At 50.0% G+C, this 24,071-nt stretch carries 19 protein-coding genes; 1 reads left to right on the top strand and 18 read right to left on the bottom strand.

Translation table 11 applies throughout. The annotated features are described in order from the left end of the window. Positions 1 to 46 precede the first annotated feature (46 nt). The 3 genes from recX to pncC form a co-directional block, all read right to left on the bottom strand. Complete coding sequence (recX, locus tag EWA64_RS06005) at positions 47 to 505, bottom strand: recombination regulator RecX (protein ID WP_061893042.1); 459 nt, start codon at positions 503 to 505, stop codon at positions 47 to 49. Positions 506 to 563: 58 nt separating this feature from the next. Further along, a complete protein-coding gene (recA, locus tag EWA64_RS06010) occupies positions 564 to 1,607 on the bottom strand; it encodes a recombinase RecA (RefSeq protein WP_061893043.1) in 1,044 nt (347 codons plus the stop codon). A 177-nt stretch (positions 1,608 to 1,784) separates the two neighbouring features. Continuing rightward, positions 1,785 to 2,273 (bottom strand): nicotinamide-nucleotide amidase, encoded by a 489-nt coding sequence (pncC, locus tag EWA64_RS06015; RefSeq protein WP_061893071.1) that lies wholly within the window; start codon positions 2,271 to 2,273, stop codon positions 1,785 to 1,787. A gap of 279 nt (positions 2,274 to 2,552) precedes the next feature. Here pncC and EWA64_RS06020 point away from each other — a divergent pair, with 279 nt between their 5' ends. Then, positions 2,553 to 3,476 (top strand): hypothetical protein, encoded by a 924-nt coding sequence (locus EWA64_RS06020; protein ID WP_061893044.1) that lies wholly within the window; start codon positions 2,553 to 2,555, stop codon positions 3,474 to 3,476. Positions 3,477 to 3,486: 10 nt separating this feature from the next. On the opposite strand, the gene EWA64_RS06025 is transcribed toward EWA64_RS06020, so the two are convergent. The 15 genes from EWA64_RS06025 to EWA64_RS06095 form a co-directional block, all read right to left on the bottom strand. Further along, positions 3,487 to 4,146 carry a protein kinase domain-containing protein gene (locus tag EWA64_RS06025; RefSeq protein WP_061893045.1) on the bottom strand — a complete coding sequence of 220 codons (660 nt, stop codon included), beginning with the start codon at positions 4,144 to 4,146 and terminating at the stop codon, positions 3,487 to 3,489. Positions 4,147 to 4,153: 7 nt separating this feature from the next. After that, positions 4,154 to 7,615 (bottom strand): type VI secretion system membrane subunit TssM, encoded by a 3,462-nt coding sequence (gene tssM / locus EWA64_RS06030; RefSeq protein ID WP_061893046.1) that lies wholly within the window; start codon positions 7,613 to 7,615, stop codon positions 4,154 to 4,156. Then, positions 7,616 to 8,764: a type IVB secretion system protein IcmH/DotU gene (icmH, locus tag EWA64_RS06035; RefSeq protein ID WP_061893047.1), complete on the bottom strand. Its 1,149-nt coding sequence runs from the start codon at positions 8,762 to 8,764 to the stop codon at positions 7,616 to 7,618. Positions 8,765 to 8,771: 7 nt separating this feature from the next. Next, positions 8,772 to 10,088, bottom strand: coding sequence for a type VI secretion system baseplate subunit TssK (gene tssK / locus EWA64_RS06040; RefSeq protein ID WP_061893048.1), 1,317 nt, complete (start codon positions 10,086 to 10,088; stop codon positions 8,772 to 8,774). 2 nt (positions 10,089 to 10,090) lie between these two features. After that, the gene (tssJ, locus tag EWA64_RS06045) at positions 10,091 to 10,555 is read right to left on the bottom strand and encodes a type VI secretion system lipoprotein TssJ (protein WP_061893049.1); all 465 of its coding nucleotides are present in this window, start codon (positions 10,553 to 10,555) and stop codon (positions 10,091 to 10,093) included. Next, positions 10,555 to 11,514, bottom strand: a complete 960-nt coding sequence (locus EWA64_RS06050) for a type VI secretion system-associated FHA domain protein (RefSeq protein WP_061893050.1) — start codon at positions 11,512 to 11,514, stop codon at positions 10,555 to 10,557. The genes tssJ and EWA64_RS06050 overlap by 1 nt, the downstream gene beginning before the upstream one ends. 1 nt (position 11,515) lies before the next feature. Next, a complete protein-coding gene (locus tag EWA64_RS06055; protein ID WP_139045590.1) occupies positions 11,516 to 12,214 on the bottom strand; it encodes a substrate-binding periplasmic protein in 699 nt (232 codons plus the stop codon). 14 nt (positions 12,215 to 12,228) lie between these two features. Beyond that, positions 12,229 to 13,401 carry an ABC transporter substrate binding protein gene (locus tag EWA64_RS06060; protein ID WP_082796574.1) on the bottom strand — a complete coding sequence of 391 codons (1,173 nt, stop codon included), beginning with the start codon at positions 13,399 to 13,401 and terminating at the stop codon, positions 12,229 to 12,231. Then, positions 13,398 to 15,596, bottom strand: a complete 2,199-nt coding sequence (locus tag EWA64_RS06065; protein ID WP_061893052.1) for an MFS transporter — start codon at positions 15,594 to 15,596, stop codon at positions 13,398 to 13,400. The genes EWA64_RS06060 and EWA64_RS06065 overlap by 4 nt, the downstream gene beginning before the upstream one ends. A gap of 9 nt (positions 15,597 to 15,605) precedes the next feature. Further along, entirely contained in the window at positions 15,606 to 16,760 is a 1,155-nt protein-coding gene (locus EWA64_RS06070) for a D-alanine--D-alanine ligase family protein (protein WP_061893053.1), read from the bottom strand. A gap of 136 nt (positions 16,761 to 16,896) precedes the next feature. Next, the gene (tssH, locus tag EWA64_RS06075) at positions 16,897 to 19,509 is read right to left on the bottom strand and encodes a type VI secretion system ATPase TssH (RefSeq protein WP_061893054.1); all 2,613 of its coding nucleotides are present in this window, start codon (positions 19,507 to 19,509) and stop codon (positions 16,897 to 16,899) included. A 7-nt stretch (positions 19,510 to 19,516) separates the two neighbouring features. Further along, positions 19,517 to 20,500, bottom strand: coding sequence for a type VI secretion system baseplate subunit TssG (locus EWA64_RS06080; RefSeq protein ID WP_061893055.1), 984 nt, complete (start codon positions 20,498 to 20,500; stop codon positions 19,517 to 19,519). Continuing rightward, positions 20,482 to 22,263 carry a type VI secretion system baseplate subunit TssF gene (gene tssF, locus EWA64_RS06085; protein WP_061893056.1) on the bottom strand — a complete coding sequence of 594 codons (1,782 nt, stop codon included), beginning with the start codon at positions 22,261 to 22,263 and terminating at the stop codon, positions 20,482 to 20,484. Before tssF ends, EWA64_RS06080 begins: the two co-directional genes overlap by 19 nt. After that, positions 22,256 to 22,678, bottom strand: coding sequence for a type VI secretion system baseplate subunit TssE (tssE, locus tag EWA64_RS06090; protein ID WP_061893057.1), 423 nt, complete (start codon positions 22,676 to 22,678; stop codon positions 22,256 to 22,258). Before tssE ends, tssF begins: the two co-directional genes overlap by 8 nt. Beyond that, positions 22,675 to 24,033, bottom strand: a complete 1,359-nt coding sequence (locus EWA64_RS06095) for a type VI secretion system contractile sheath domain-containing protein (RefSeq protein WP_061893058.1) — start codon at positions 24,031 to 24,033, stop codon at positions 22,675 to 22,677. The genes tssE and EWA64_RS06095 overlap by 4 nt, the downstream gene beginning before the upstream one ends. Between the last annotated feature and the right edge of the window lie 38 nt (positions 24,034 to 24,071).

A 24,071-nucleotide genomic window follows, 5' to 3' on the forward strand; every position in this document is an offset into this window, starting at 1 on the left:
CACGGCTGACGAGCAAGAAACTGGACACAATCAACTGCATGGAGAGTTACTCTTCCTCAGAAAGTGCATAGCTGATTTGCTCAAAAGAAAAGCCTCGATATTGAAGAAAACGTACTTGTTTGGCATAGGCTTTTTGATCACTCGCCTGCTGGCCTTTAAATTTTTTCCATGCGGTCTGTTTAGCCAATTCAAACCAATCTTGAGGTTCATTGGCCAGCGCTTGTTCAATGATGGCATCAGAGACGCGTTTTTGCGTCAGCTCTTGGCGAACTCGACGCTCCCCATGCCCTTTTGCGACATGCTGGCGGATTTGGCTCTCGGCAAAGCGCTGCTCATCCAAATAGCCATGTTCAACACAAAAAGCAATTACTGTATCGGCTTCTTCACTGGCGTAACCTTTGGCGATCAGCTTCTGCCTTAACTCATATTGACCATGGTCGCGCCGACTCAGGAGTTGAATCGCTGCCTCTTTGCACGTTTGCGCCGTCGAATAATGGGAATACATAAAAATTGACCTGTAAAAAAGCCCTGCACAGCAGGGCTTTGGAATATCGCTAAGATGATTAAAACTCTTCTTGCTCTGGCGCTTCCTCTGCCAGTTCTGCGCCTTCTAGCGGAGTAGGAGAGAGCAACATTTCACGCAGTTTGGTATCCAATACTTTCGCGACTTCAACATGTTCTTTCAGATACTTACAGGCATTTGCTTTACCTTGACCGATCTTATCACCGTTGTAGCTGTACCAAGCACCTGATTTCTCGATCAATTTACATTTCACGCCGAGATCAATCAGCTCACCTTCGCGGTTAAAGCCTTGGCCATACATGATCTGAGTGTTAGCTTCTTTAAATGGCGCAGCGATCTTGTTTTTCACCACTTTGATGCGCGTTTCGTTACCCACCACTTCGTCGCCTTCTTTGATAGATCCCGTACGACGGATATCCAAACGAACAGAAGCGTAGAATTTCAGCGCGTTACCACCGGTTGTCGTTTCGGGATTACCAAACATCACACCGATCTTCATACGGATCTGGTTGATGAAGATACACATACAGTTAGATTGCTTAAGGTTGCCCGTGAGTTTACGCATCGCTTGAGAGAGCATACGAGCCTGGAGCCCCATGTGCGAATCGCCCATCTCACCTTCGATCTCAGCTTTTGGTGTCAACGCTGCAACGGAGTCAACAACAATCACGTCGACCGCACCAGAGCGTGCCAAGGCGTCACAGATTTCCAGCGCTTGCTCACCCGTGTCAGGCTGAGAGACCAGCAGTTGATCGATGTTAACACCCAGTTTTTTCGCATAAACAGGATCGAGCGCGTGTTCCGCATCGATAAAAGCACAGGTTTTACCTTCACGTTGCGCTGCGGCAATCAACTCAAGTGTTAATGTGGTTTTACCGGATGATTCTGGACCAAAGATTTCGACTATACGACCCATTGGCAGGCCACCAGCGCCTAATGCGATATCCAGAGAAAGAGAGCCCGTAGAAATCGTTTCGACATCCATCGCACGGTTGTCGCCTAAGCGCATGATAGAGCCTTTACCAAACTGCTTTTCGATCTGACCTAGCGCAGCGGCGAGCGCTTTTTGTTTATTCTCGTCCATTACTTTCTCCGATTGTGTCGTCGCAAGGCAACCACTTAGAAAACTTTTATGCAGGCTGAATCGGCTTCGTCCTGCTCAACAATTGCCAGTCATTATACTGTTGATTCATACAGTGTCCACCCCTGTATGAAAAAAAATGGCCTTGATAGTCCACAGCGAGATCTTTATCGCATCCGACTATTTGGTGACCAGAGAATCGCTCACAACTTGCAAGGCGTGCAAAACCGCAGCCTGACGGATAGCGGCTCTGTCACCAGGAAAAAGACAAGTTTCTTTTCTCAACCAGCCACTTTTATCCAACCAAGCAAAACATACCGTGCCAACAGGTTTAAGTTCCGTACCACCGTCTGGTCCGGCAATGCCACTAATCGCTATCGCTATCGTCGCGCGTGAGTGGTTTAATGTCCCTCTCGCCATTTCTTCGACAACTTCCTCGCTAACTGCACCATGCTGTTCTAGGGTCTCAGCGCTCACCCCTAGCATTTCCATTTTCGCGTCATTGCTGTAGGTGACAAAAGCCCGATCAAACCAACCAGAACTGCCAGCAATGTCAGTTATCGCACTCGCGACACCGCCACCAGTACACGACTCTGCGGTCGCAAGGATCTGTTTGTGCTGCTTGAGTTGCTCGCCAAGTTGGCCCGAAAGTGTTGTGATTGCGTCCATCAGCGCCATTTTGCTTTCCGATTCTAAAAATAGGGATCCCATCCTAAAACGCACAGCCATGAAACGGAAGCTAATCTCAAAGCGACTAAGCTGCGAATTGAGATGGCAATCTAAAATGCCTATAAGAAAAGCGAAGAATCTAAGTGAATCATCCGAATTTTAAATTCGATACACATGGCACATTTATGCCATAAATCTGTCCTAAACCCCCCGTTACAATCGTTTTAATTCGTTTACTCTTTGTTTATCAATTGAACTGTCATTTTATCAAAGGTGGATATGAAACTTCCTTGGCAATTAGATGATGCAACCGTTTGTTATGAAATGAATGGTTGTGTAGCTGATAGAAAAATGGGCATTGCCGTGCGAGGTTCGTTGCCTCTGCGTAACCTGCCTAAGCAAGCGTATGACGTATCGGTCAAAGATGTGTTTATGTCTGGTGTGATTGAATCCATTATTGCTGAACTGAACCATCTTGAGACAAAGCAAGAAAAATACTTGTATGTAACTAATCGCTATCAAAGCATCAAAGTTTGGATAAATCGCAGCAGTAAAGAGCTTAATGCCGCTAGTGCGACACCGTTTGCCAGTGCCGTCATCAACAATGCTGGACATCTGGTGATGACAGGTGCAACTGCGGGATTTGCCAATACCGTCGTCCCCGTCATTGAAGGGGCGTTAAGTGGCTCAATTGGCAGCAACAACGCGGCATTGGTTGGCAAGGCCGCCAACGCAGCGTTGCAAAAAGGTGCTAGTCAGTTTTCCCCTTTGGCGAAAAATAAATCGGCCGCCACCAGTGCTGACGCTACGGGAATGAGTTTGCTCAAAGGACTCGCCACCGACGGCATTGCATTGGGAGGAAACATCAAAGCCGCGTTCAGCACAAATGACGCGGATGTGAGTTTCGTTGGTGTTCCTATCGAAACCCCTGTATTTCGTGATAAAACCAAGCGAAAAAACAAAGTGAGGGCGTTGCTACAACGGGCCAAACAACTGATTAGCCCTGACAAGCTGATTATCCGTGTTGGATCAGAATTTAATCGCCATCACGCTGGCTGCGTGATTGATCTAGGTGTTCGTGCCATTTCCGTGCACGACCTGATTGATTTCTTGACCATCTATGTGGAAAAAAATCAATTAATTAACTGTTTTCATGACCGCGCGACCGAATCAGCCTTGCTAGGCAAAGTTGAAGTAAGTTAAGCCAGTCAGGCTAGTCTTGGGCTAGCCTGTTGTTCTGACATCCACCGTTGATTTTCATCTTCAGCCACTGACGGATTCTCATTGCGACGCGCTTTTGTTTGCAGCAAGAAATAGAGGATAAAAACTGCTGTAGAATCTGCAATAAAGCCAGCCAATCCTCTTTTTCACTTACGTATCCCTGCCCTTGCCGTTGGTTGTCGCTAGCAAAGGAGGGCGTGACTTGCCATTGCGACAAACTTGCCCGCTCATAACCAATTGGCAGCGCGGCGGCAAAGTCAATCAAACGAACTGCCCCATTTAACGACACGATGAGGATATTAGACGGTTTAATATCCCCATGTACCCAGCCGCAGTGATGGCAATGATCAATCGCGCGGATGATGTTGGGCAGAGCATCGAGAAAAACCACCTGTTCATCACGACCCAAAGTAAGTAATGATCGTGAGCCTTCGTAGTAAGTCAAATGAATAACCTGATGCTCAACATCAACACTTACGGCTTCTTGCACGTAGCGGCTCTTACATGCTTGCAACGCTGCCCATTCTCGCTCTAAAGCGATGCCATCATCTGCCTTTTTGCGCAAAATTGACCAATCATCGCTCCCATCCAACACCATTTGAAAGCGAGTGCCAACCAATGGTGTGGTCGAGTTCTGTTTGCCTTTAGACATCTCTTTGCTACAACGCCTTAGGTAAAAAATACTTAGCGAATAAGCCTTTGTTCAACTCTTGATTGGCATCACTCAGGGTATAGTCAATCACAATGTTACTGTCGCTAAGTTTATAGTTCAGCTTGCGCACCAGACGGGTTGAAGTCGCGGAAGAGTCGCCATCAAACAGTGCACGAAAAAGTGCCCATTGGCCAGTGTAGGCACGTGTTGCCACGCGATTTTCCCCTTGGTAAAAATTGGCACTCAGATAGCCGTCAATCCCCGTAGAAGGCCAGCTCACGGAACTCCACACTCGCGGGCCATGGCGGTAAGTAAAGACGCTTTCCGCTTCACGCAGCTGAAACTCCGTAACATTGGTGTTCATCGAACTGGGGCGCAGCGCTATCTTCAGTGCCAATTCTTGTCCGGTTGGACCGAAGAACAGTTGACTCAATTGTCGTGTCTGGCGCAGTTGGCTTAACGCTTGAGCACTGATTGGCAAAGTGTAGCCATCGACGTGCTTGAGTTTCAACATGCCGTTGTCCCAGTAGACGAATGGCTTGAGCAAGTCATCGACAAATTTATCCACTCGCCCTTGAGGTTTGAAGAAGTGCGCAAAGTCGTTCAGCGCCACTTCACCGCGCCCTTGCAGCGCGAATGGGAAACGCCCTTCTATCGCTTGGGTGTAGAACTGGTAGACCTGTTCATCCCACTGCTTATTGACATGATTCATACTGGAGGCAATCACCTTCTGCCACGATTGCTGAGCGATACTCTTCGTCCAAAGCGCAACCTGACTCGGTGCTTTGGCAGACTGACGTTCGAACAGCACAATGGCATCTTGACTGCCTTCGGCATGCGCCTTGGCGTAGCCATGCATCACTTGAGACGGATTCGGGCTCGACAACGCCGCATCAAAATAGCTGTTGAGGGCATCAAACTCTTGAATCAGACCATCCAGAGGCACCGCATCGCCCGCTTTTCCAGTACCTGTAACGTAGTTGGCATATCCCAAGAACGCCTCATTGACGACAAAGGAAGGTTGCAGCCGCAGCAGTTTTGCCCCCACTGCGCGGTTGAGCTTATCTACCTTACCTAAGTTTTTCGCCACCTTGGTTAAACCAAGCTGACTGGCGACTTTCTTGTTCTCCTTGGTATTAGGCTGCTCTTCCACCGCCAGTGTCGTGTTGACGACAATCGCTTCGAGCACATCCAGCACCGGACTGGTTGCTGGCTCTCTGGCGTTACGCAATGCGTAAGAGAGTTCAACTGGGGTACTGAACGATTTGATGTGGATGTTGCTAATCAGATCTTTCCAGTAATAGATGTAATCGGCAAAGTAAAGACGTTGTAATTGCTTACTTAAATCGGTGATTTCAGTGATTGACGCACCGCTCATATCCCCTTGGATCGACTTAAACTCAGCCAGTTGTTGACGCAGTAGTTCGGATTTTGCGCTTAAATCCAGCTCGCTATAGCCCTGTTTGGTGAAAATTTCCGGGATCAAATAGCCGTGATACTGATCAGAAAAGGTAAACATGCTGTCGAACTTATCGCCAAGTTGACGCCGAATATCCACTTGATTGCGATATTCAGGCAAACTGCGGATGCGAGCGTAGATGAGACGCTCTGGTGATAACCCTTCGAGATTGTTGGCCGCCACTGCGATCAACTCACTATTGGCTTTGAGCGTATGCTGGTAATCACTGCGAAACAGATCATCTAACAGCAATGCTAAAGTCTCAATATTATCCGCAGAAACGTCCCCTTGATCTTTCAAATTATCAAGTAAATACGCTTGCATCTCTTCGAGGTTAAGCCGCTGCTGATCAAACAACATCTGGTAATAACGCAGGATCTCAAAGATCTTACTCGGATTCCCCAAGTTGACGTACACATACAACTCACTACTGATGATCTCTTCCAATTTCGGTAGCAAGATAATGTTGAGCTGCTCTTGGTAAGTAGCATAAATTCGCTGCGCGGTTTCACTTTGTTTAACGCTGACTCGCTGATACCAAGGCTTCGGCGCAATGCCCTCTACCGCGACAGTTCTGAGTTCGTTGAGCACCGCCACCATGTCTGGCACGCTGAGTGGTTTGCCTTGCAGACGGTGGATATCTCCGGTATAGAGACGCATCTGTGCCATAGCATCGGCGCGCCATTGCTCGTCTTGATTCCAGTTGTTTTTCAATACGATACCAGCAACTGAAACCGCCGCAATCACCGCACCTAACATGGCACTTCGTCCAGCTAGATAGGCCACATGGCGAAATTCGTTCACGCCGCTTATCTGCTTTTCCGGCAAGATGACATGACTAAAAAGACGCGGAGAGAAGAAATTGCGTCGACTCGGTAACTGCTCGCGTGTGCTTTGCGTATTGAATTCCGCACGCTCTGCGACTGCTTGGGTTAAGAGGTCAAATTCACGCCCTTTCTGCCCGCAAGAGAGCAAATAAGCCCCACGTAACCACACCGCTTCACGCACGCGGTTCTCACGTCCAATGTCACTCAGTAACTCATTGATACGTTCAAATACAATGCGCAACTGATACGGCAACGCAATTACCGAACCCGATTTTTCACTGCTGATGTTGCGCAGCAATTCAAACTGTTGCTCCACCAACGCGCGCAGTAACTGTTTCGACTGTTCCTCAAACTGATGCTTGGAAAAACGCCGCGTGTTATCACAAGGAAATGTCAGGCCGAAAGGATTGTCCACATCGCAGCCAGAATAGCTTTCAAAAAACTCGACAAAGTCGGCAATCGTGTCTGCTTTGGAGAAGACGCTGTAAACAGGAATGGTTAGCTTGAGCAATCCCCCCATCGATAGCACCGCTTCTTGGATAATACTGCTGAGTTTTTGTCTGTCTTTGCGATCGCCCTGCAGCAATCGGTCACAACCGATGATCGAGACAATACCGTTCACGCCCTGACGCGGGCGATATTTCAAGAGTTGCTGACCAAGGACAGCCCAAAGCGCTTCATCAATGCCTTCATTGTCAAAAATTCGATGGCCAACCTCAATCACCACCGCATGATCATTACTCCAGAATTTGATGTATTGATCGGTATCGCTCTCTTCGCTGTGTTTATCCAACACCGGTTCCAAACTATTTTGTTGCAGCAGCGAGCTCTTGGCATCTTTCTCTCCGCCAAGGACCAAGTACCACGGAAGGTTGTAAAGACTCTCGAGTCGATTACTTCCCTTGCCACGAATTTTCTGCGTCGCCAGTTTGAAGGTTTGCTGGATGAGCTTCGTATCTTGCTTTAGCAACAGTTGTTGATCATGTTGATTCGTGTTGGCAGCCAGACGTTTTCTCTCTCGTAACCAGAGATACCCTCCCCATCCGAGCGCGAGCACCGCCAAACCCAGCGTCAAATAAAAAGTCCAGAAGTAAGGACTTTCACTGGGTAAATACCAACCCAACGCCGCGCAGGTTCCACATATCCCTACAAGCAGCAAGATCACCAATAATTTTTTCATCATTTACTTTTGCGCCCTTCTTATCGTGGCATTGAGACCAAATCTTACATTCAGTTCATTTTTCAATTTTCGAATAGTTGGCAGGTTGTCACCCGCTTTGAGCAACACTTCGATGCCATGCTGCGTTTCTCGCGTGGCAATCTCATAGCCCACAGGCTCTAGCTCGGAAGCCAAACGCAATGCATCAGTCGGCTTAGAAAAGACCGCCAACAGGATTTCCCACTGCACGCTTTTCGTTTCATCCGGCGTAGAAATAGCACTCTCTTGATGCTCCGGTTGCGCTGTTAGCCCTAAATCACTGTCGGTGCTGACATAAATCAGATCTTGCTGTGTTTTATTGAAGCTGACCCCCAGCATGTCAATCGAGCTGAACTGCTCGATGATCGGCTGACTGCGGTTGTAATACCAATATTCAGATGCACCATACCCTCCAACCAATACCAGCAATACCAGCACTAAGGTTTTTCCCACACTAAGCATACGCCAAGGCTGCATACCATCCGGCAGTTCCGGGGTTCTTGGAACTGGCAGAATGGCTTCACTACGGTAGTGGCGAATGATGGCATACACATCCGATTTGATTTCATGCAGGACGTGTTCGTCACGGTGTCGATAACGTCCCTGGAAACCGAGCATCAGCAACACGTATTGCAACTCAATAAAATCGACCAGCTTCCCCGGCTGTTGACTGGCTTTTTCCAGCAATTGAAAGAAGGCTTCACCACCATTGCGCTGCGAGAACACTTTGCTGAGCAGCGAATGGTTCTCCCAGCGAGCTTTTGCCCCCCAAGTGGTATAGAGAATGGCCTCATCGAAAGCCGCGCACAGCACAAAGCAGCTTTTCTCCACAATGCTCGGGTGATACTCAAGGTAAATGCCACGCTGCCTGAAAGTCATGATGGCGTCGAGCAGACGTTGGCGAAAACGTTCAATGTCTCGCGGTGCCCCTTGCCTTGGTAAGGTCACCAGCGTGCCGAGCAGCTCAGTCGCAGCATTGAGCAGCGGGCTACCATAAACCGCCAAATTGTCAATTAAGCGTTCTGTACCAAGCAGATCGGCACTTTTTACATTGCCAGCGCTGTGGGTCGTTTGCTGCTTCACTTCCGCACGACGTACAACCAGCGTCGGTTCTTCATTAAATAATCCGTTCACCTTACACCTATCTAATCACGTGGAATTCGACCTGAATCTCTTCAATACGCTCGTCAATGTGCAAAGCGATTGGCTCATCTTTTTTGATCAGCGCTTGCCAAAGTTCCGATTGGGTATCAACTTCAAAATAGGCGGCATCGTGTTTGGCCTTGAGCTCCGAAGGAGCGTAAGGCAGATTACGCAGCGGCACCCCAGAGAGCGCATTGCGCGCCAGATCGGCAATCGCACTATTGCCTGCCAACTTGGTCGCTTTAGGAAATTCTTCGCTCAGACGCGCCGATCCTAAGTTCGAGGTTGCCACCAACACAAAACGCCCTTCGTTATATAAGCTGCGATCTTGCACCAAAGTGCGAAGCAGGCGGCGCTTGCTAAACAGGTTCATATCCCATTTCAGCGTGGTGACGTTGTCTATCTGCACTTCACGCAGCAGCACCAACAACTCCGCCAATACGCGTGAGAAAATGCCGTACAGATCGCTTTGATTCCAAGTGGCAAACTCTTTAGGCATTTTTCCTTCCAGCCCTTGCATCTGACCGGCCATGGAGATGAGCTCCAGATAGAGCTGCTTGGTGAGCATTGAGCCATCTTCATTCCAATGTTTGAGCTTCGGCAGCCAGCCCCCTAAGGTTTGCAGCCAAAGATAATCGCGCATCAAAGCTTGATAGCTCTTGCTGGCGTTGTCCGCCTGCAAGCGGCTGGCAATGGTGCGCGCGCGATATTGCATCTGGGCAAACACATCAGCAACACCGTCTTTTAGATAGTGAGAGACACCAAACTGCAGGCAATTAGGGACAAACGCTTGATTGAGGACCACTTCGCCTTCGGCTTTGTGCTCACTCACCTGCGCAATAGGCAGCAAGGTGTAATCTTGCAACTCCTCCCCTTCCAATTTCAGCACCACGTTCAGCTCGGCGAGTTCCAGCAACACAGGCTCGCTGTGCTCACGGCTGGTATCAAATACTTGGTGCTCACTGGCGGAGTGACGTAGACGCTGATCATCGCCTACATCCACCGCACCACTTCGCGCAACAGGCAACGCGAGATAGACTTGCTTGTGACTAATGTTCTTCGGGATATCGATAACCAGCCCTTCTTTGATAGAGAAAGGCGTTCCATCTGGAAAAATACCTTTGGCTTGACGCACACCGACTTTGCCGATTTTCAGCAGTGCCATGTCCAGCGTCAGTTGCGAAAGACCATAGCAATTCGGAGCAATTTGGCTGGCAAATTCACGCGTAAAATGTTCCACATAGCGCTCTTGTTGCTGGAAGTGCTGTGGGCTTAAAAACATCCCTTCACTCCAGACGACTTTATTGGTATCCATTGTTACTTGTCTCCCGCCGTTACAGTTAGATTCACGCCATCCAAATCAATCTTGAGGCGAATATTTTCAAACGCGTTGATAGGGTAAATCGCCTTGTTTTTCGCCTCACGAAAATCGGCAAAACCCGCAATCACGCCGACAAATTTGGTTTCGGCATTTAAGTTAAACGACTCACGTTTACTCTCACCCGGCAGCGCACTGGGTAAATGGCGTGTGGCGATCATCGCCGCTTTTAAAGTGCCTTGCTCATCCGAATAGAGTTGCAAGAAATCTGCTTGGTTGAACGCTTCGCTGTCTTTCAATTGATAGACCCGCACCTCCACTGGAGAAGGCTTGCCATCTAAATTCGGATTGATATTGGCCGCTGCGACCACATCCACTGTCAGCCTTGGTATCGCATCTCCTCCCCACAAACTGCAGCCGTTAAGCAGCATCAGAGACGACAGAAAAAAAACGATTTTCTTCATTATTCCTCTCCGGCCAAATTGCGCTGTATACGCAAAGAATCTTGGAAATAGGCGTGAAATTTGATCTGCCAGTCGCGGTTTTGTAGTTGGCGATTGAAGTAACGTTTGTACATATCCCAATACTTAGGTTTGCGCGCAAAAAAGCTCGGCGCACTGAGGTCATTAAACATATTTTCCAGCGTATCCGGTGAAAGTTCAGAAAGCAGACGTGCCAGTGCCATCTCCATTGCTTTTTCCATCTGCTGCAACTGCCGCTCTTCACTGTTTTTGAACTCCGTTAACGCATAAGCGGGTTCACTTGACGAGTGAGATGGAGTGCGAGTCGACGAACTCGATAAAGCAACACTAAAGCTCGGCTCTTGAAAGGGATCATCGTCGATCGCCGAAAAGCTCGGGTTAAAGGCTTTTCGCTCTTGGCGAGCGGGCGCCGCCTGAGTGAGAAAAGGATCATCTTGCAGCACTTGTTGCGGTTCATAAGAGGAAAATTGCGCCTCCGGCTGCGCGCTTTTTTCACCCTCTGGCCATGGTGGCTCAGCGGACGATTCATCTTCCCGATCCAGACTAAAAGGATCATCACCAAATAGGGCGTCAATCGAGGAATGGGCCGGATCAAATACCGTGGCACTGGCTTGTGCAGGGATAAAGCATGAGACCAGCAAACGATAACGGCCAATGTCGAGAACATCACCGTCATTCAGTGTCGATTGATTTCCTTTACCCAGCGGTGCTGTCGCACCATTGATAAATAGACCATTGGTACTGTTATCGAGGATCTGGTAACCGCGACTCGACTTGCGAATGATGGCGTGCGTGCCTGACACAGCACGTGAACTGTCACTCAGTTGCAATGTAGATCCGTAGGCGCGGCCGATTTCTCCCCCCTCTTCAGGAAAGGAGCGGTGCCATTCGGAAATGCTCTCGCCATCGGGAGAACTGATGATTCGGATTGATAGTGGCATATTACTCACTCTTACACTGTTGGGAGGCGAGATTGAACTCAGCGAGAAACTGAGGGTATTTCGCGGTAAACGATTTGGAAAAATAGACGCCCAATGGCTGAGATTGCGCACGGGTTTGCGAAATGGCGCGATAGCTGATGCCCATCTGTTTAATGGTTTCCTCAATCACTTCGTCGTTGCCCAAGATGGCACCTACCTGACCTTGCAGCAAAAGTTCCAACATGGCTTTGGGGGTACGCGGTTTCATGCTGACGCGATAGCCATTTTTTTGCAGCCAGAACCATTTATTGGAACCAAACAGCGCCACCACTTCCACTTGCGCTTTGAACATCACGCTGTTGACATCGGTGGCATCGGAAAGGGAAAACCAGCTCCAGTTCTGCTTGGCAATCGACTCCGAATAGACCGCGTACTCATCCCGTTTGGCATTGCCTGACGCCAAAAAGAAGCCGTGCTGCGACCCCACTTCGGTGAGTAATTGCGCTCTGTCCCAACTGGTCATGGTGATCTGGTAAGGCTGCTGCATGACACGCATAATGCACTTCATCTGCTCGATACCACTGCCTTTCATCTCCCCATTCTCTTGATACTGGTAGGGAAACCACTCTTGGGTGGCAAGTAACAAGCGTTCGGGCCGATTGTCTGCCAGAGCGGGTGACGCCAACAGTGCACACGACAATACGAGTCGTTTTTTTGCCATATAAGGTTTACGGCTCATGGTGCTTCACTCTCCATACTCATTCCGTCGGCGCGGATGCGCTCACCATTTTCGGCATAAATATCGCTCGCCATTTCGATAAGCGAAAATGGGATTTGCGCCTTCACACGCGCCGCTTGTTGAAAACTGATGGATATGTCCGGCGGGGATAGTACGCCAACAGGCAAGGCACTAGGCTCAATGTTTCCCCGTAAGATCTGAATGCCATAAAAGGCCGCTTGGTTGGCGTTATTGACAAAACTGACCCCAACCGACATCAGGGCACTGTCTTGGCGACCATTGACCACTTCTGGCACCACCGTTAACAACGGCAATTTGTCGGCCTGCGCGTTGATCTCTGCTACGCGGTCGAGCAAACTTGAACTGCCCGTCAGCCAGAGAACAGATTGGTCTAACTGTGGGTCCTCGCCGTTCATCACTTGCAGTTGCTGTGTCAGCACTGTGGCTAATTTGCCTTGCTCGCTGTTTTCATCCACCTCAAAAGCCACCACTTGTATACCGTTTTTCTCCGCTTCTTCTTTGAGTGGCAAAAACTGGGTTAAGTAAGCACTGGTGTTACTCTTGGCGTACAAAATGCCCAGTTGTTTCATCTCTGGTTTAAAGCGCAATAGAAAACTCAATGTGACATCGGCAGGCAAATTGAGCGACGTGAAAGCGAAGTTATTGCCGCTGGATTGATAGCTACTGGTCAACCCCAAGAGCACCGGATCTTTGGCATTCACCGTCACCACGGGTAGCTTTCCGCCTGCATACAGCTTGTGCACTTGTACCATCGCAGTCGAGCCAAGGGTGTAGATCAAATCGGCACTTTTCTCTGCCTGTTGCAGCCAAAGTTTCAGTTTTTCGTCACTTTCTGGCAGTAAGAAAACGCGAAAGGTCGCGTTACTTAGCTCTTGCTTATAAACCGCCAATAAAGTGTTCAGCGCCGTGTCATAGGCACTAGAACGACGTGACACCAGCACCCACACTTTGGGGTATTCGCTGCGAGGTATGAAGTCGATATACTCGGCATTAGTGTGTCGTTTCCATGCCTGATCGGTCGATTGCAGTAGTGTCTGCCCCAACCAACTTGGCCACGACTCATTTTGTTCTGAGGCAAATCCGCTACAGGAAAGTGCACTAAGCAGAGTACAAAACGTAAGAAGGATGGCGCGCGAAAAAGGCTTCATCGTGTCACCTCCCGCACCGGATGACGATCAAACAACAGTAACCACAACGCCGCCAACGCAAAAAAGCCGGCCAGCAGATAAAATGCCTGCTGATCGCCCTGATGAGTCAATAGCCCCCCTACGACAATCGCTCCCATCACATGGCCAAGACGCTCCAAAAAGCGGTAGGTTGATGCCACAGTATTGGCTTGTGTGCCTGCACGGCTGTTGACAACATGACTGACGACCGGAGCGTTAATGAATCCATGAGAGATCCCCATGATCAGCATCGACAATGTCGCGATCGCGACAACCCATACGGGTTCTGACAGCGAAAATGCGAAACCAAGCACGCAAAGCGCAGCCGCAGCAATCCCATTGCCCACCGTTAATGCCCACTTGCTGGCACCAGATTGATCAATCCAAGGCGCGACTTTGCGGCTGACCACCAACACCGCTAAAGCGTAAGCCATCAACACCTGACCGATACTCTCTTTATCAATACCGTTTTTACTCAGAAGGATCGGCACGGCAAAACTCACCACGCCGGTGAGCATCATTTTGGTAGGAATACCGACCAGCAACATCGTACGGACAAATGAAGGCACTTTGAGCAGTTGTAGAGAATCTCGCAGCATCGCTTGAACATTGTCTTTCAAGCTGCCATTGGCTTGGTGGGCCATCTTCATACTCGGCAGCAGTAAGCTAAAGAAGAACATCAACGCCCCGATGCCCGCCGACAAAGCAAAAATACCGTGCACACCGATGCTCTCCACCAGCAACGCACCAATCGCAGCTCCAGAAATAAACCCAGCATTGAAACAAAACACGATGATGCCTGCGGCCTGCGTTTTGTTCGCTTGGCTACTAAAGCGCAGAATGTAACCTTGCACGGCAATAAAAATCGCAGCTTGTCCGACACCAGAGAGCAAGCGCGCTAGCAATACACTGAGCAGATGCGAGTCGTAAGCCAGCAACAAGCAACCACCACTAGACAAGAGAATGCCGGCCGCGAGTACTCGGCGAATGTCAAATACCTCCACCAGACGTGAAGCAGGCAGCAGGCTACCCGCAAAGCCAACAAAATAGAGCGTAAAGAAGTACGAAGACCATGCTTGCGTGCCACCATTGGCGAGCGCTACCTCAGTCAGATATTGTGGAAGTACCGGCGCCATTAAAGACTCCATCAGCACCGTCACCAGCAATAAGGGCTTAATGCGGTCAAGTACTTGCTCAGCTTGGCTCTGTTCTTGACTGGCACTGAACAGGCGGATAAAGGCAAAACAAATGAAGGCACAGCCCGCAAACAAAATGGCGAAACTTTTGAGGATTTGCAGCAGTTGACGAAGTAAGATCTTCGGATGAAAGGTCATCGTAACGGCATTGCCCTGTTTATCTACCACTGGGTATCGAGCCAAATTTGCCATCGACATCATGCTTTGCTCTGCGCGAGTCTGTGCGATCAGCGCACCATCTTTCAACACCGTAATCGAGGCTATATCTTCGTTCGAGCGCTTAAAACTTTCGAGCATGTCACCCATGCCTGAAACCTGTGAAGCATCAATCCCCAAACGCAGCACGGGCGCCAAACGCTGTGAGACAATATTTGCCATCGAAGTCGCTTTGCTTTCCAACCCCTGTTTGTAGAGCGTTCCCACCAGCAACATCACACTCACCGCCATGGCCAAAAATACCACGCCAAAGGTGGTGAAATAGATTTTCGGCTCTTGGCTATTGAGCACACCAAAGACAAACACCAGCAAAAACACCACAATAAGCCAGAGCATCGGACGAAAGCTGTCACTGATCGTCTGCGCGACTTGCTCGTCGCTCAGCAGCACATCCAAGCGCCCAACTTGCGCGAATTTGTTGTTGAGTGGAATGGAAATTCGCCCGCCTTCAAGCTGCGCGGACGTATAGCGATAAAGCTCTTGCTCACCAGAGAGAAGACGAATATCCACCACCGAAGGGTCGGAGTTCACAATCGGTGACAAGACTTTCTCAAGGCCAGCGATGTCATGCAGTGGCACGCCAGAACTCAGCACCTGCTCAATACCAATACGCGCCGCCTCAGTTTGCGCCATCACCGCATCTCGCGTCTGTTGCTGATAGCTTTTCAAAGCCTGCGCATAACCCACGACAAAAATCAGCATTAAAGAGAGCACCACGAGCAGTGCCCCCAACATCAAGCGACTATGTTGCTTTACCTTATCCAAGCGCGGCTCCTAAGCTTGAGCCATTTGATCAAACGGCTCACCTAAGCAGTGGGCCACCAGCGCTGGTCTTCTGCTTTTTAAGAACAGCAAGCGGTTAAATACCAACGACTGGATGAGGTCGGTGTAGCTCATGTTCTCACGTTGCAGATCATGACAAACCAAGCTCACTTTATCCCCTTCCGGACGCTTTAGATCGGGTTTGGGATTGGTTTCCAACACGAACAACTGGCCTAAGCTGTCCATACGTAAGTCGACGCGAACTAAGGTCTGCAGTCCCATTAAGCGATAGATTTTCTGCCCGATATCGGCCAGTTGAGTACGCAGTTCAGGATCATTAACCGCCACTAAGCGATCTTGGGTGATTGGTTTCACGTCCATTGAGGTGAAGATCGCCTCATCCTCGCCCAACACGCGTTCGGTGATGGAAAACGCCAGTGGTGATCCTGTGCGCGTCAGCTCACCCTGCTTGAAAACACAATCACCAGCGACCGCGACTACAAACTCTCTCCCCGAAAGATACGGTTCAATCAATACCGTGTTGTTGGTCACTTGCTGCACTTTGGCGACGACATCCGGTAAGGTTTGGCGATCAAACACCGGATAGACATGAATTGATGCGCGGCCAGAAACGGGTTTGACAATATAGCCTTGCGGAAACTGCGCACTGATGGCATCCAGTGCTTTTTGGTTGTTTTCCTCAAAGAAATCTTCGTCAATGCCAATGGTTAAAAACGGCGCAGTCGGAATGCCTGCCGCCGCAATTTCATGCTTGAACAGATGCTTGTTGTCCAAAATGCCCGCCACCATCGGTGAGTGTCCTACGTAAGGCACACCCAACATTTCCAAAGTAGACGGCAGATGGCACATCGCATCAAATCCTTGTAAGCCACCACTGTTGGTGATGGCCAGATCGATTTGCAATGCTTTGAGCTGACTCGCCAGATGAATGTCCTCTGCCAGTACGCTCACCGAAACAAAGCCGGATTCACGCAGTGCGTCGGCAATGTCATGCGCCACGTTGGCGTACGTTTTGGTTGAACGCGGACTCAAGTTGGCAAAAATATAGCTATCACGTTGCGTTTTATCTCCCCCATAAATCACCGCCACTTTCAAATTGCGGCGTATCCAATCCAGTTGTGCTGGCGAAAAAATCATCTCGTTCATGTCCTACTTACCTAAATCGCGTTGCACAAAGTCACCGCCCAAACGAGCGGCGCTGGCAACAAAAATGTCTTATCATCCCTAGCCAGGGTTTATTGTTATGGTGAGCGTGGGCAGACAGCCCACGGTTGGTCCTCAGTTATTCGGCGATCTGGGCAACAAACTGCCCTTCTTGGTATTCAATCGAAATGGTGCGGATAGGTAACCCTGCACTCATTCTGGCAATGCACTGATTGGCAAGCTCCGGCATCAGTTGGCGGTTGATGATCTGTTCGATAGCGCGAGCGCCAGTTTCTGGCGACTGGTTTCTCGCGATCAAGGCACTAATCACCTCCTCCTGATAACTCAAGCTGGCACCGTAGTGCTGGCGAACACGCTGCTCGATGCGCTTGAGCGACAGACGAGCAATCTGCGTCATCTCCTCATCATTGAGCGGGTAATACGGCACGATCGTCGTCCGCCCTAAGAAAGCGGGCTTAAAAAAGCGCTGTAGGTCGGGGAAGATACGTTGAGTCAACTCAGCCACCGCTGGGCGTACATCGACACACGCATTAACCACCGCGCTGTCTGCGGCATTCGAGGTCATGATGATGATGGTGTTTCTGAAATCGATCTCACGCCCTTCGCTGTCTGAGATGCTGCCTTTATCAAAGATCTGATAAAAGATGTCATGCACGCCCGGATGCGCTTTTTCCATTTCATCCAATAGCAATACCGAGTACGGATTTTTGCGTACCGCTTCGGTCAGCACGCCCCCTTTACCGTAGCCAACGTAACCGGCAGGCGAGCCGAGCAGCATCGAGACTTTGTGCTCTTCTTTAAATTCAGTCATGTTGATGGTGGTGATGTTCTGTTCGCCGCCATACAGCAGATCGGTCAGCGCCAAAGCGGTTTCCGTTTTACCCACCCCACTTGGCCCACACATTAAAAATACCCCAATCGGTTTGCGCGGATCGGTCAGCCCTGCCCGTGACAGTCGAATGGCCTGTGCAATCTCTGCAATCGGCGTGACCTGACCAATCACTCGCTGGCCAATGTGCGCTTCCAAATGCATGAGACGATCCACCTCTTGCTTAAGCATGTTGCCGACCGGAATCCCGGTCCAAAGAGCAATCACTTCGGCAATGGTTTGCTGAGTCACTTGCGGCAGCACCAGAGGTTGCTCACCTTGCAGTGCACACAACTGAGCCATTTTCTCTTGGAGTTGCGGCTTGAGAACATGCTGATGCAAATCTTCACCTCTGGCGTAGCATGCATCTAGCTCCGTTTGCAGATGTAAAATCTCGCTCACGCACTGTTTCTCTTCTTGCCAGCGCTGCACCAGCGCCTGATGTTCTGCTTGCAGGGCCAACAAATCTGCCTTGGCCGTCTCTAAACGCGCGTCATCCAGCGACCACAACGCCGCTTCATGAGACAAAATATCGATCTCATTTTGGCGATAGCGGATCTGCTCTGCTAATGCATCAAGCTGGTGTGGCGTCGCACTTTGGCTCAAACCAATGCGCGAACAGGCGGTATCCAGCAGACTGATCGCTTTATCGGGCAGCTTACGTTCAGGGAGGTAACGCACTGAAAGGCTAACCGCCGCATCGATGGCTTCTTGCATCACTTTCACTTTGTGATGTTTTTCTAAGCTGAGCTTGACTCCGCGCAGCATCTGCACCGCATCTTCTTCGCTTGGCTCGCCAACGGCCACCACTTGAAAACGGCGGGTGAGCGCGGCATCGGTTTCAAAATACTGCTTGTATTCCGCCCACGTGGTGGCGGCCAGCGAGCGAAACTCCCCTCGGGCCAACGCGGGTTTTAAAATGTTCGCCGCATCGTTTTGTCCGGCTGCACCTCCTGCGCCAATCAAGGTATGTGCCTCATCGATAAACATGATGATCGGCGTCGCGGACTGTTTGATCTCAGTGATGATGTCTTTTAAGCGGTTTTCAAACTCACCCTTGATACTCGCACCGGCTTGCAGCAGCGAAAGATCAAGGCTGCGCAGCTCAACATTCGCCAGCGAAGGCGGCACATTACCTGCCACGATTTGCTGCGCTAATCCTTCAACAATGGCGGTTTTCCCCACGCCAGGATCCCCCACCAAAATGGGGCTGTTTTGCCGACGGCGACACAAAATATCGATAGATTTGCGGATCTCGCTGCTGCGGCCAGAAATCGGATCCAATTCGCCATTCCGTGCCGCGGCCGTTAAGTTACGTGAATATTTATCCAACGCAGGTGTATTGCCATCACCTTGTATAAGCGACTGCTCTGACACGCGATGGGTTTGAGAAACGGGCGTTTGAGTCAACTGCGCTTGCGTTTTTAACCACTCAGAGGAGAGCTCGCTTATCCACACACTGAGCGCACCGCTATAGGCTCCTTGCTCAATACGTTGTTTGAGCACCAGCAACAGGTGAAACTCATTGATCGCCAATTGGGTATGATTCAATGAAGCTACCATCCAGGCATCTTTGAGCCATTCAATCAATTCAGGAGACAGTGAAGGCGATTGATCGTTGCCGCGAGCAAAGGTGCAGAGCGTGTCATTGAGTCGCGCCATCAATCTATCCACTTGTGCGCCACTGTGCTTAACGGCACGCGCCCATCCCATATTAGGAGCCTGCATTAACTGCACAGACCAATGTTCACGTTCAATGGAGAAATGCCCACGCGTCAAGCACTCTCCAGCCGCAGCTTCTAGGGTAGATTTCAGTTCTGGTGTTAAGCGTTTCACCAAACTTTGCAATTCGATACTAATCATAAAATTCCTAATTCGCCGACAGGGGCAACTCTACATATTGTTCAACGCCGCGGTGGCTTTCCATCCAAGCAGACTGGCCAATTCTCAACCCAGAACTGGCCTGTGCTGAGAGTTTCACTCGAGGCAAATACTGACTGCTAACCTTCATATGCAGTTTGTATTTAATGTTCACCCCCATGTAGGCCCGTACTAAATGGTCGATCGCCCGCACCAGACCTTGGTCATGACGAATAGCCAAATAGTGGCGATAGTTACTCGGGCAGATTTTGATGTTGAGTTTCTGACCAACCATGGCAGTACTTTTGCCGATCAACGCCCCCATCCCTAAGCGTTGGTTTTGTCCGCTTTGACCAAGATGCGTCAGCGAGCACGGCGTGAGAGGCTGGTACTCAAGCCCCGAATGTTCAATCTCGAAGCGTGCAGCAAAGTAATCTTGCAGTATCTCGCGCAGCGCATGCGGGCAGGTGAGCTTCAGTCCTATCACGCCGGTGTACTGAATCAGGTGGCTCTTCGCCATTGCGCTCACCTGCGGTGCCGAGCCGTATAAATTGGCGAGCATCGCCGTGATTGACGCTTGATGACGATTCCAGCTAAAACGCTCCTCTTCCATTTGCGCAACCAAGCTGTGTTTTTGCTCCACTTGGCAATAGAGGCGGAAGTAGCGGTTGTTAAAAGTGTCAAAAAAGTCAACGGGAGCATCATCCCCCAAGTTGAATTGTGCACTTAAAGCCTGACGATACATCGCGCGCGGCAACGTCCCTTGATTGCCAGACAGAGCAGGCAAACCGGTTTTCACCACCCAGCCAGAGCGTGGGCTACGGTACACTTGCGTCACTTGCGCGGCATAGTGCGCCGGCAACATTTCACTGCTAAAGCGCACCTTAGGACGCACTTGGCTTTGCTGCGCCTGATGCTTGAGCAACTGCCAGGTTTGCGCTAGTTCGGCGTCACTTTGTCCCGACAGGAGGCGGTTTACAGTAAGCTCTTGCAACCCGATCTCCTTGGAAACTGCACTAAGATCCCTTCTTGTCCTTCAAGTTTGATCGCCACCTGAGTAAAACTATTAAAGCCTGCAAAGTAGGCGAAAAAGCGATCCAGAAAATGGCTAAATAGCGAGACGCCACCGTTGATGTGCGCGCTATCCAGCGTCACGGTAATACGCGTACCGTAGGCAAAGCAGCCTTTGCCAGAAACTCGGATCGGGGCAACCACCTGCTCCTGCTCTATGTCCATCACTGATTCGATGTAAGCACTGTTGTGCGAACTTTGGTTGTGGTTATACAGATGAAAGACATTCTTTAACGTGGCCGTCGGATCTTCTGTTCCCAAAATACTGTGATAGTTAAAGTGCAGGTGGCTTAAAAGCGCCCAGACATTTTTATTGGCATCTTTGCTGCGCACTGGCAGTGACGGTCGACGTAAAAGTTGCATTCGTGCAGGGATGGTGATGGACTCGCGACACTGGATCTGGCTTGCAACCGTCAACTGCGCCACTTTACTGCCGTTGGTCACTGTTGCCTGGAGTGACCATGTGCGCGCCTCACTCAGACTGCTGAGATGGTTAAGATCGGCAACTTTGAGCGCACTTTCCAAGGCGCCGTTTTCGTGCAATTGTTGAATCAGTTGCCAACGCAGACCACTTTCACTTCCCGCGTATTTCTCGCCATAGATTTGCGGAACCACTACAGCCTTGCCCTCGGTCACATCCATCACTTGATCAACCGAAAAGAGTTCAAGATCTCGGTTTTGTCCGGCATCGAGCATGATCGGATAGTGCTTTTTGAAAAAGTCGACCACCAGAGGATCGGCCATGGTTTGATGTAAATTGACCAACGGCGTGCAAAACAGGGCAAAGTTCTGTTTGGATAGACTGCGTGCCAGATCGACGCTCAGTTCGTCCAAAAAGATCTGCAACTTAAACTGAGATCCTTTTACCTGCGACAGGGCGTGGTGCAAATCGAGACGAAACGCGTTGAAACGTTCTGCAAACATGAAAAATTCAGTCAGCAGTTTAAAACCACCAAAACTGGCCGCCTGATACGGCAAAATGGTTTCATCCACGTCAAAACCGACCGGCGACAACGCATCACGTCCCAGAGGCCAAGTTTCTCCTTGGGCACTGATGCACACCTGCACCGCACTTTGCGACAGGATGTCGTACAAACGTAAGGCAAAATTGGTGTCACCTTTGAGATGCAGTTTGAGCGAATCGATTGCGAGATCAGCGATCGAAAGGCTTGGATCGATTGCCTGAATATGAATTTCCACCAGCGCTTTAGCTTGCTCAGCACCGCGGGGCTTCGTCAGTTCAAACGGAGCAAATGCCACATTGACCGCACTCAGTTGCAAAGGATAAAGGGTGATCGCTTCTGTACTGCGAAAGATCCCGCCGTCGCTCGCTTTATCTTTGAGATCAAACTCAGTGCCCGCTGGGATCTGGTGCGTCGCATTGGCACTGGAATCACACACCAGATCGAGCAATGTATATGAAGGGATCGGTCGCAAGTAGTGTGGAAACAACAAACGGATCAAGCTCTCCGTCAATTCAGGAAACGATTCATCCAACCGCTGTTGCAAGCGGCCATTAAGTAACGCGACGCTTTCAATCAAGCGGGCGACTTGAGGATCGTCGACACTCTCCTTACTGATGCCGAGCGCGCTTGCTGCACCGGGATGACGCGCCGAAAACTGCGCTGCTTCCTCTCGAATAAAGCGCAGTTCTTGTTCAAAATAGGCAAGCAATGAATCAGACAAGAGTAGATTTCCTCACATCAAGCTTGTTGGAACTCAGATCCAAAAATGAATCAAACACCACAGACTCTTCTCCCACGTCCGAATGCATCATGGCTGAAATGCGAAATTGCAGATGATTTAAGCGCAGCGAGCGCTCATTGAGCTCAACGGAAACTTGGCTCAACCTTGGCTCATACGCGCGAATCAGTTCGCTGATGTCGGCTAAAATCACATCACTGTTGGCTTTGCTCTGTGAACGCGTCACATTGCGTACCCCTAAATGCGCGATGGTTTTACGCAACGTTTCGCTCTCGGTGTACTCATGCCACAGGGGAGCACGGCTGGAAATCAAGCCACAGATATTGTCGATAATGGCATCGCGCATGGCGTCGCTATCGCCTTGCCAGCTTTGGGTCAGTTTTGCCATCAAGCTCATGCTTTCTCTCCCACATCTTGGCGGGAAAGTGATGTACTGAGCACCACTTGAGCGTCCATAATTTCGTATTGATACTGTGGTTGCAGCATGATCTGGCATTGGTAACGCGTGTTGTCTTGCGGATCTTCCAATAGCGTCACTTCACACGCTTTGAGCGGGTAACGCGCCATCACGGAATCTTCACCGTAATCCACTTCACTGATGTATTTTTGCAACCAGCGCTCAAGGCTACGTTTACAATCCGCAGCACTATCATATCGCCCGACCTGATCGCGGATTTGCGCTTTGATGTAATGACCAAAGCGACACGCCATCAAATTGGTTTGCAACATGCCCAGCACTCGCGCGGCCTCATTGGGCGCACGCCAAACCGATTGATTGCTGAAAAAACCTTTTTGCTGAGTGAGATACAAACTGCTCAAGGCGATAAAGCCGTGTTCCGCCCAAAAGCCATCTTCTTCACTAAAAATGTCAACTTTGGCCAGTGTCGGCTTGCCCACCGAGCTCTCGACTATCGCGCCATGGCTACCAAATTCGTTGTAAGAGCGCAAAAAGCCAAACCAACTGATACGGTCAAACTCGCGAATCACGTTGCTCGCTAATAAGTAGGCCGCATTACCCCATAAGGCATGTGCGCTTTGGTTAGCCTCATCAAAAATAAATCCGGCCGCATGGTTTTGATAAGCCGCTCGCAGGTGATATTCCGGCAACGCCAAGTGTAAAAAGCGCGCCGACTCTTTTTGCCGAAGTAGCGTCCAAGAGCGATAGTCATGGCTGTCTAAAATGCGATCGATGCGCGCGGCGTCGTGCAACTGGCGGTTGGGATCGTCACCAAAAAAGAACTCATCCACCCCAAGCACCACCGGACACATCGCTCTTTCCGCCAGCTCCGAGAGCAGTTGCAGAGTGTAAAGATCGTCATAATCACACTCTTCGGCGTAATCGGGATGAACTTTGTGGTCGACGACCACAAGGCCAAAAGGTGTGCCGCCCGCGGTATCGAGTTCATTGGCATAGAGTTTTTTAAACAACGCCGTCTGCTTAATATCAAAAGAGAGGTTGAGATCGCTAGACACCTGATTCCAACTAAGATCAAGCACTTTCACTTTGACTCGTCGCTGAGACACTGGCAGTTGTGTCAAACTCTGCAATCCCATCCAACTGCTTTCCAGTTGTTTAAACGACGGCGCTTGGATAACTTGCGACAATTGCTCACTGATGCAACGGTCCAATGCACCGATCAATCGACTGAGCACCGCTTTGAATTGAACAACCTGCTGCAAACGAGCCAGTTCTTCCATCTCCAGCCAAAGTGGCGCGACATGGGGAATGTGTGAGGAAACAAGGTTGATCATGGTCTGTCCAATTCAAAACGGTTCGGGGAGCTCACTCC

It is taken from the genome of Vibrio cidicii (assembly GCF_009665415.1).
Lineage (GTDB): Bacteria > Pseudomonadota > Gammaproteobacteria > Enterobacterales > Vibrionaceae > Vibrio > Vibrio cidicii.

What these genes read in the sequence shown, in the direction of transcription:
- tssM (WP_061893046.1), bottom strand. Translation starts at nt 7,615, where the DNA reads ATGATGAAAAAATTATTGGTGATCTTGCTGCTTGTAGGGATATGTGGA.
- EWA64_RS06020 (WP_061893044.1), top strand. Translation starts at nt 2,553, where the DNA reads ATGAAACTTCCTTGGCAATTAGATGATGCAACCGTTTGTTATGAAATG.
- EWA64_RS06025 (WP_061893045.1), bottom strand. Translation starts at nt 4,146, where the DNA reads ATGTCTAAAGGCAAACAGAACTCGACCACACCATTGGTTGGCACTCGC.
- EWA64_RS06055 (WP_139045590.1), bottom strand. Translation starts at nt 12,214, where the DNA reads ATGGCAAAAAAACGACTCGTATTGTCGTGTGCACTGTTGGCGTCACCC.
- EWA64_RS06060 (WP_082796574.1), bottom strand. Translation starts at nt 13,401, where the DNA reads ATGAAGCCTTTTTCGCGCGCCATCCTTCTTACGTTTTGTACTCTGCTT.
- recX (WP_061893042.1), bottom strand. Translation starts at nt 505, where the DNA reads ATGTATTCCCATTATTCGACGGCGCAAACGTGCAAAGAGGCAGCGATT.
- tssJ (WP_061893049.1), bottom strand. Translation starts at nt 10,555, where the DNA reads ATGAAGAAAATCGTTTTTTTTCTGTCGTCTCTGATGCTGCTTAACGGC.
- EWA64_RS06050 (WP_061893050.1), bottom strand. Translation starts at nt 11,514, where the DNA reads ATGCCACTATCAATCCGAATCATCAGTTCTCCCGATGGCGAGAGCATT.
- tssE (WP_061893057.1), bottom strand. Translation starts at nt 22,678, where the DNA reads ATGAGCTTGATGGCAAAACTGACCCAAAGCTGGCAAGGCGATAGCGAC.
- pncC (WP_061893071.1), bottom strand. Translation starts at nt 2,273, where the DNA reads ATGGACGCAATCACAACACTTTCGGGCCAACTTGGCGAGCAACTCAAG.
- tssK (WP_061893048.1), bottom strand. Translation starts at nt 10,088, where the DNA reads ATGGATACCAATAAAGTCGTCTGGAGTGAAGGGATGTTTTTAAGCCCA.
- tssH (WP_061893054.1), bottom strand. Translation starts at nt 19,509, where the DNA reads ATGATTAGTATCGAATTGCAAAGTTTGGTGAAACGCTTAACACCAGAA.
- EWA64_RS06095 (WP_061893058.1), bottom strand. Translation starts at nt 24,033, where the DNA reads ATGATCAACCTTGTTTCCTCACACATTCCCCATGTCGCGCCACTTTGG.
- EWA64_RS06070 (WP_061893053.1), bottom strand. Translation starts at nt 16,760, where the DNA reads ATGAACGAGATGATTTTTTCGCCAGCACAACTGGATTGGATACGCCGC.
- recA (WP_061893043.1), bottom strand. Translation starts at nt 1,607, where the DNA reads ATGGACGAGAATAAACAAAAAGCGCTCGCCGCTGCGCTAGGTCAGATC.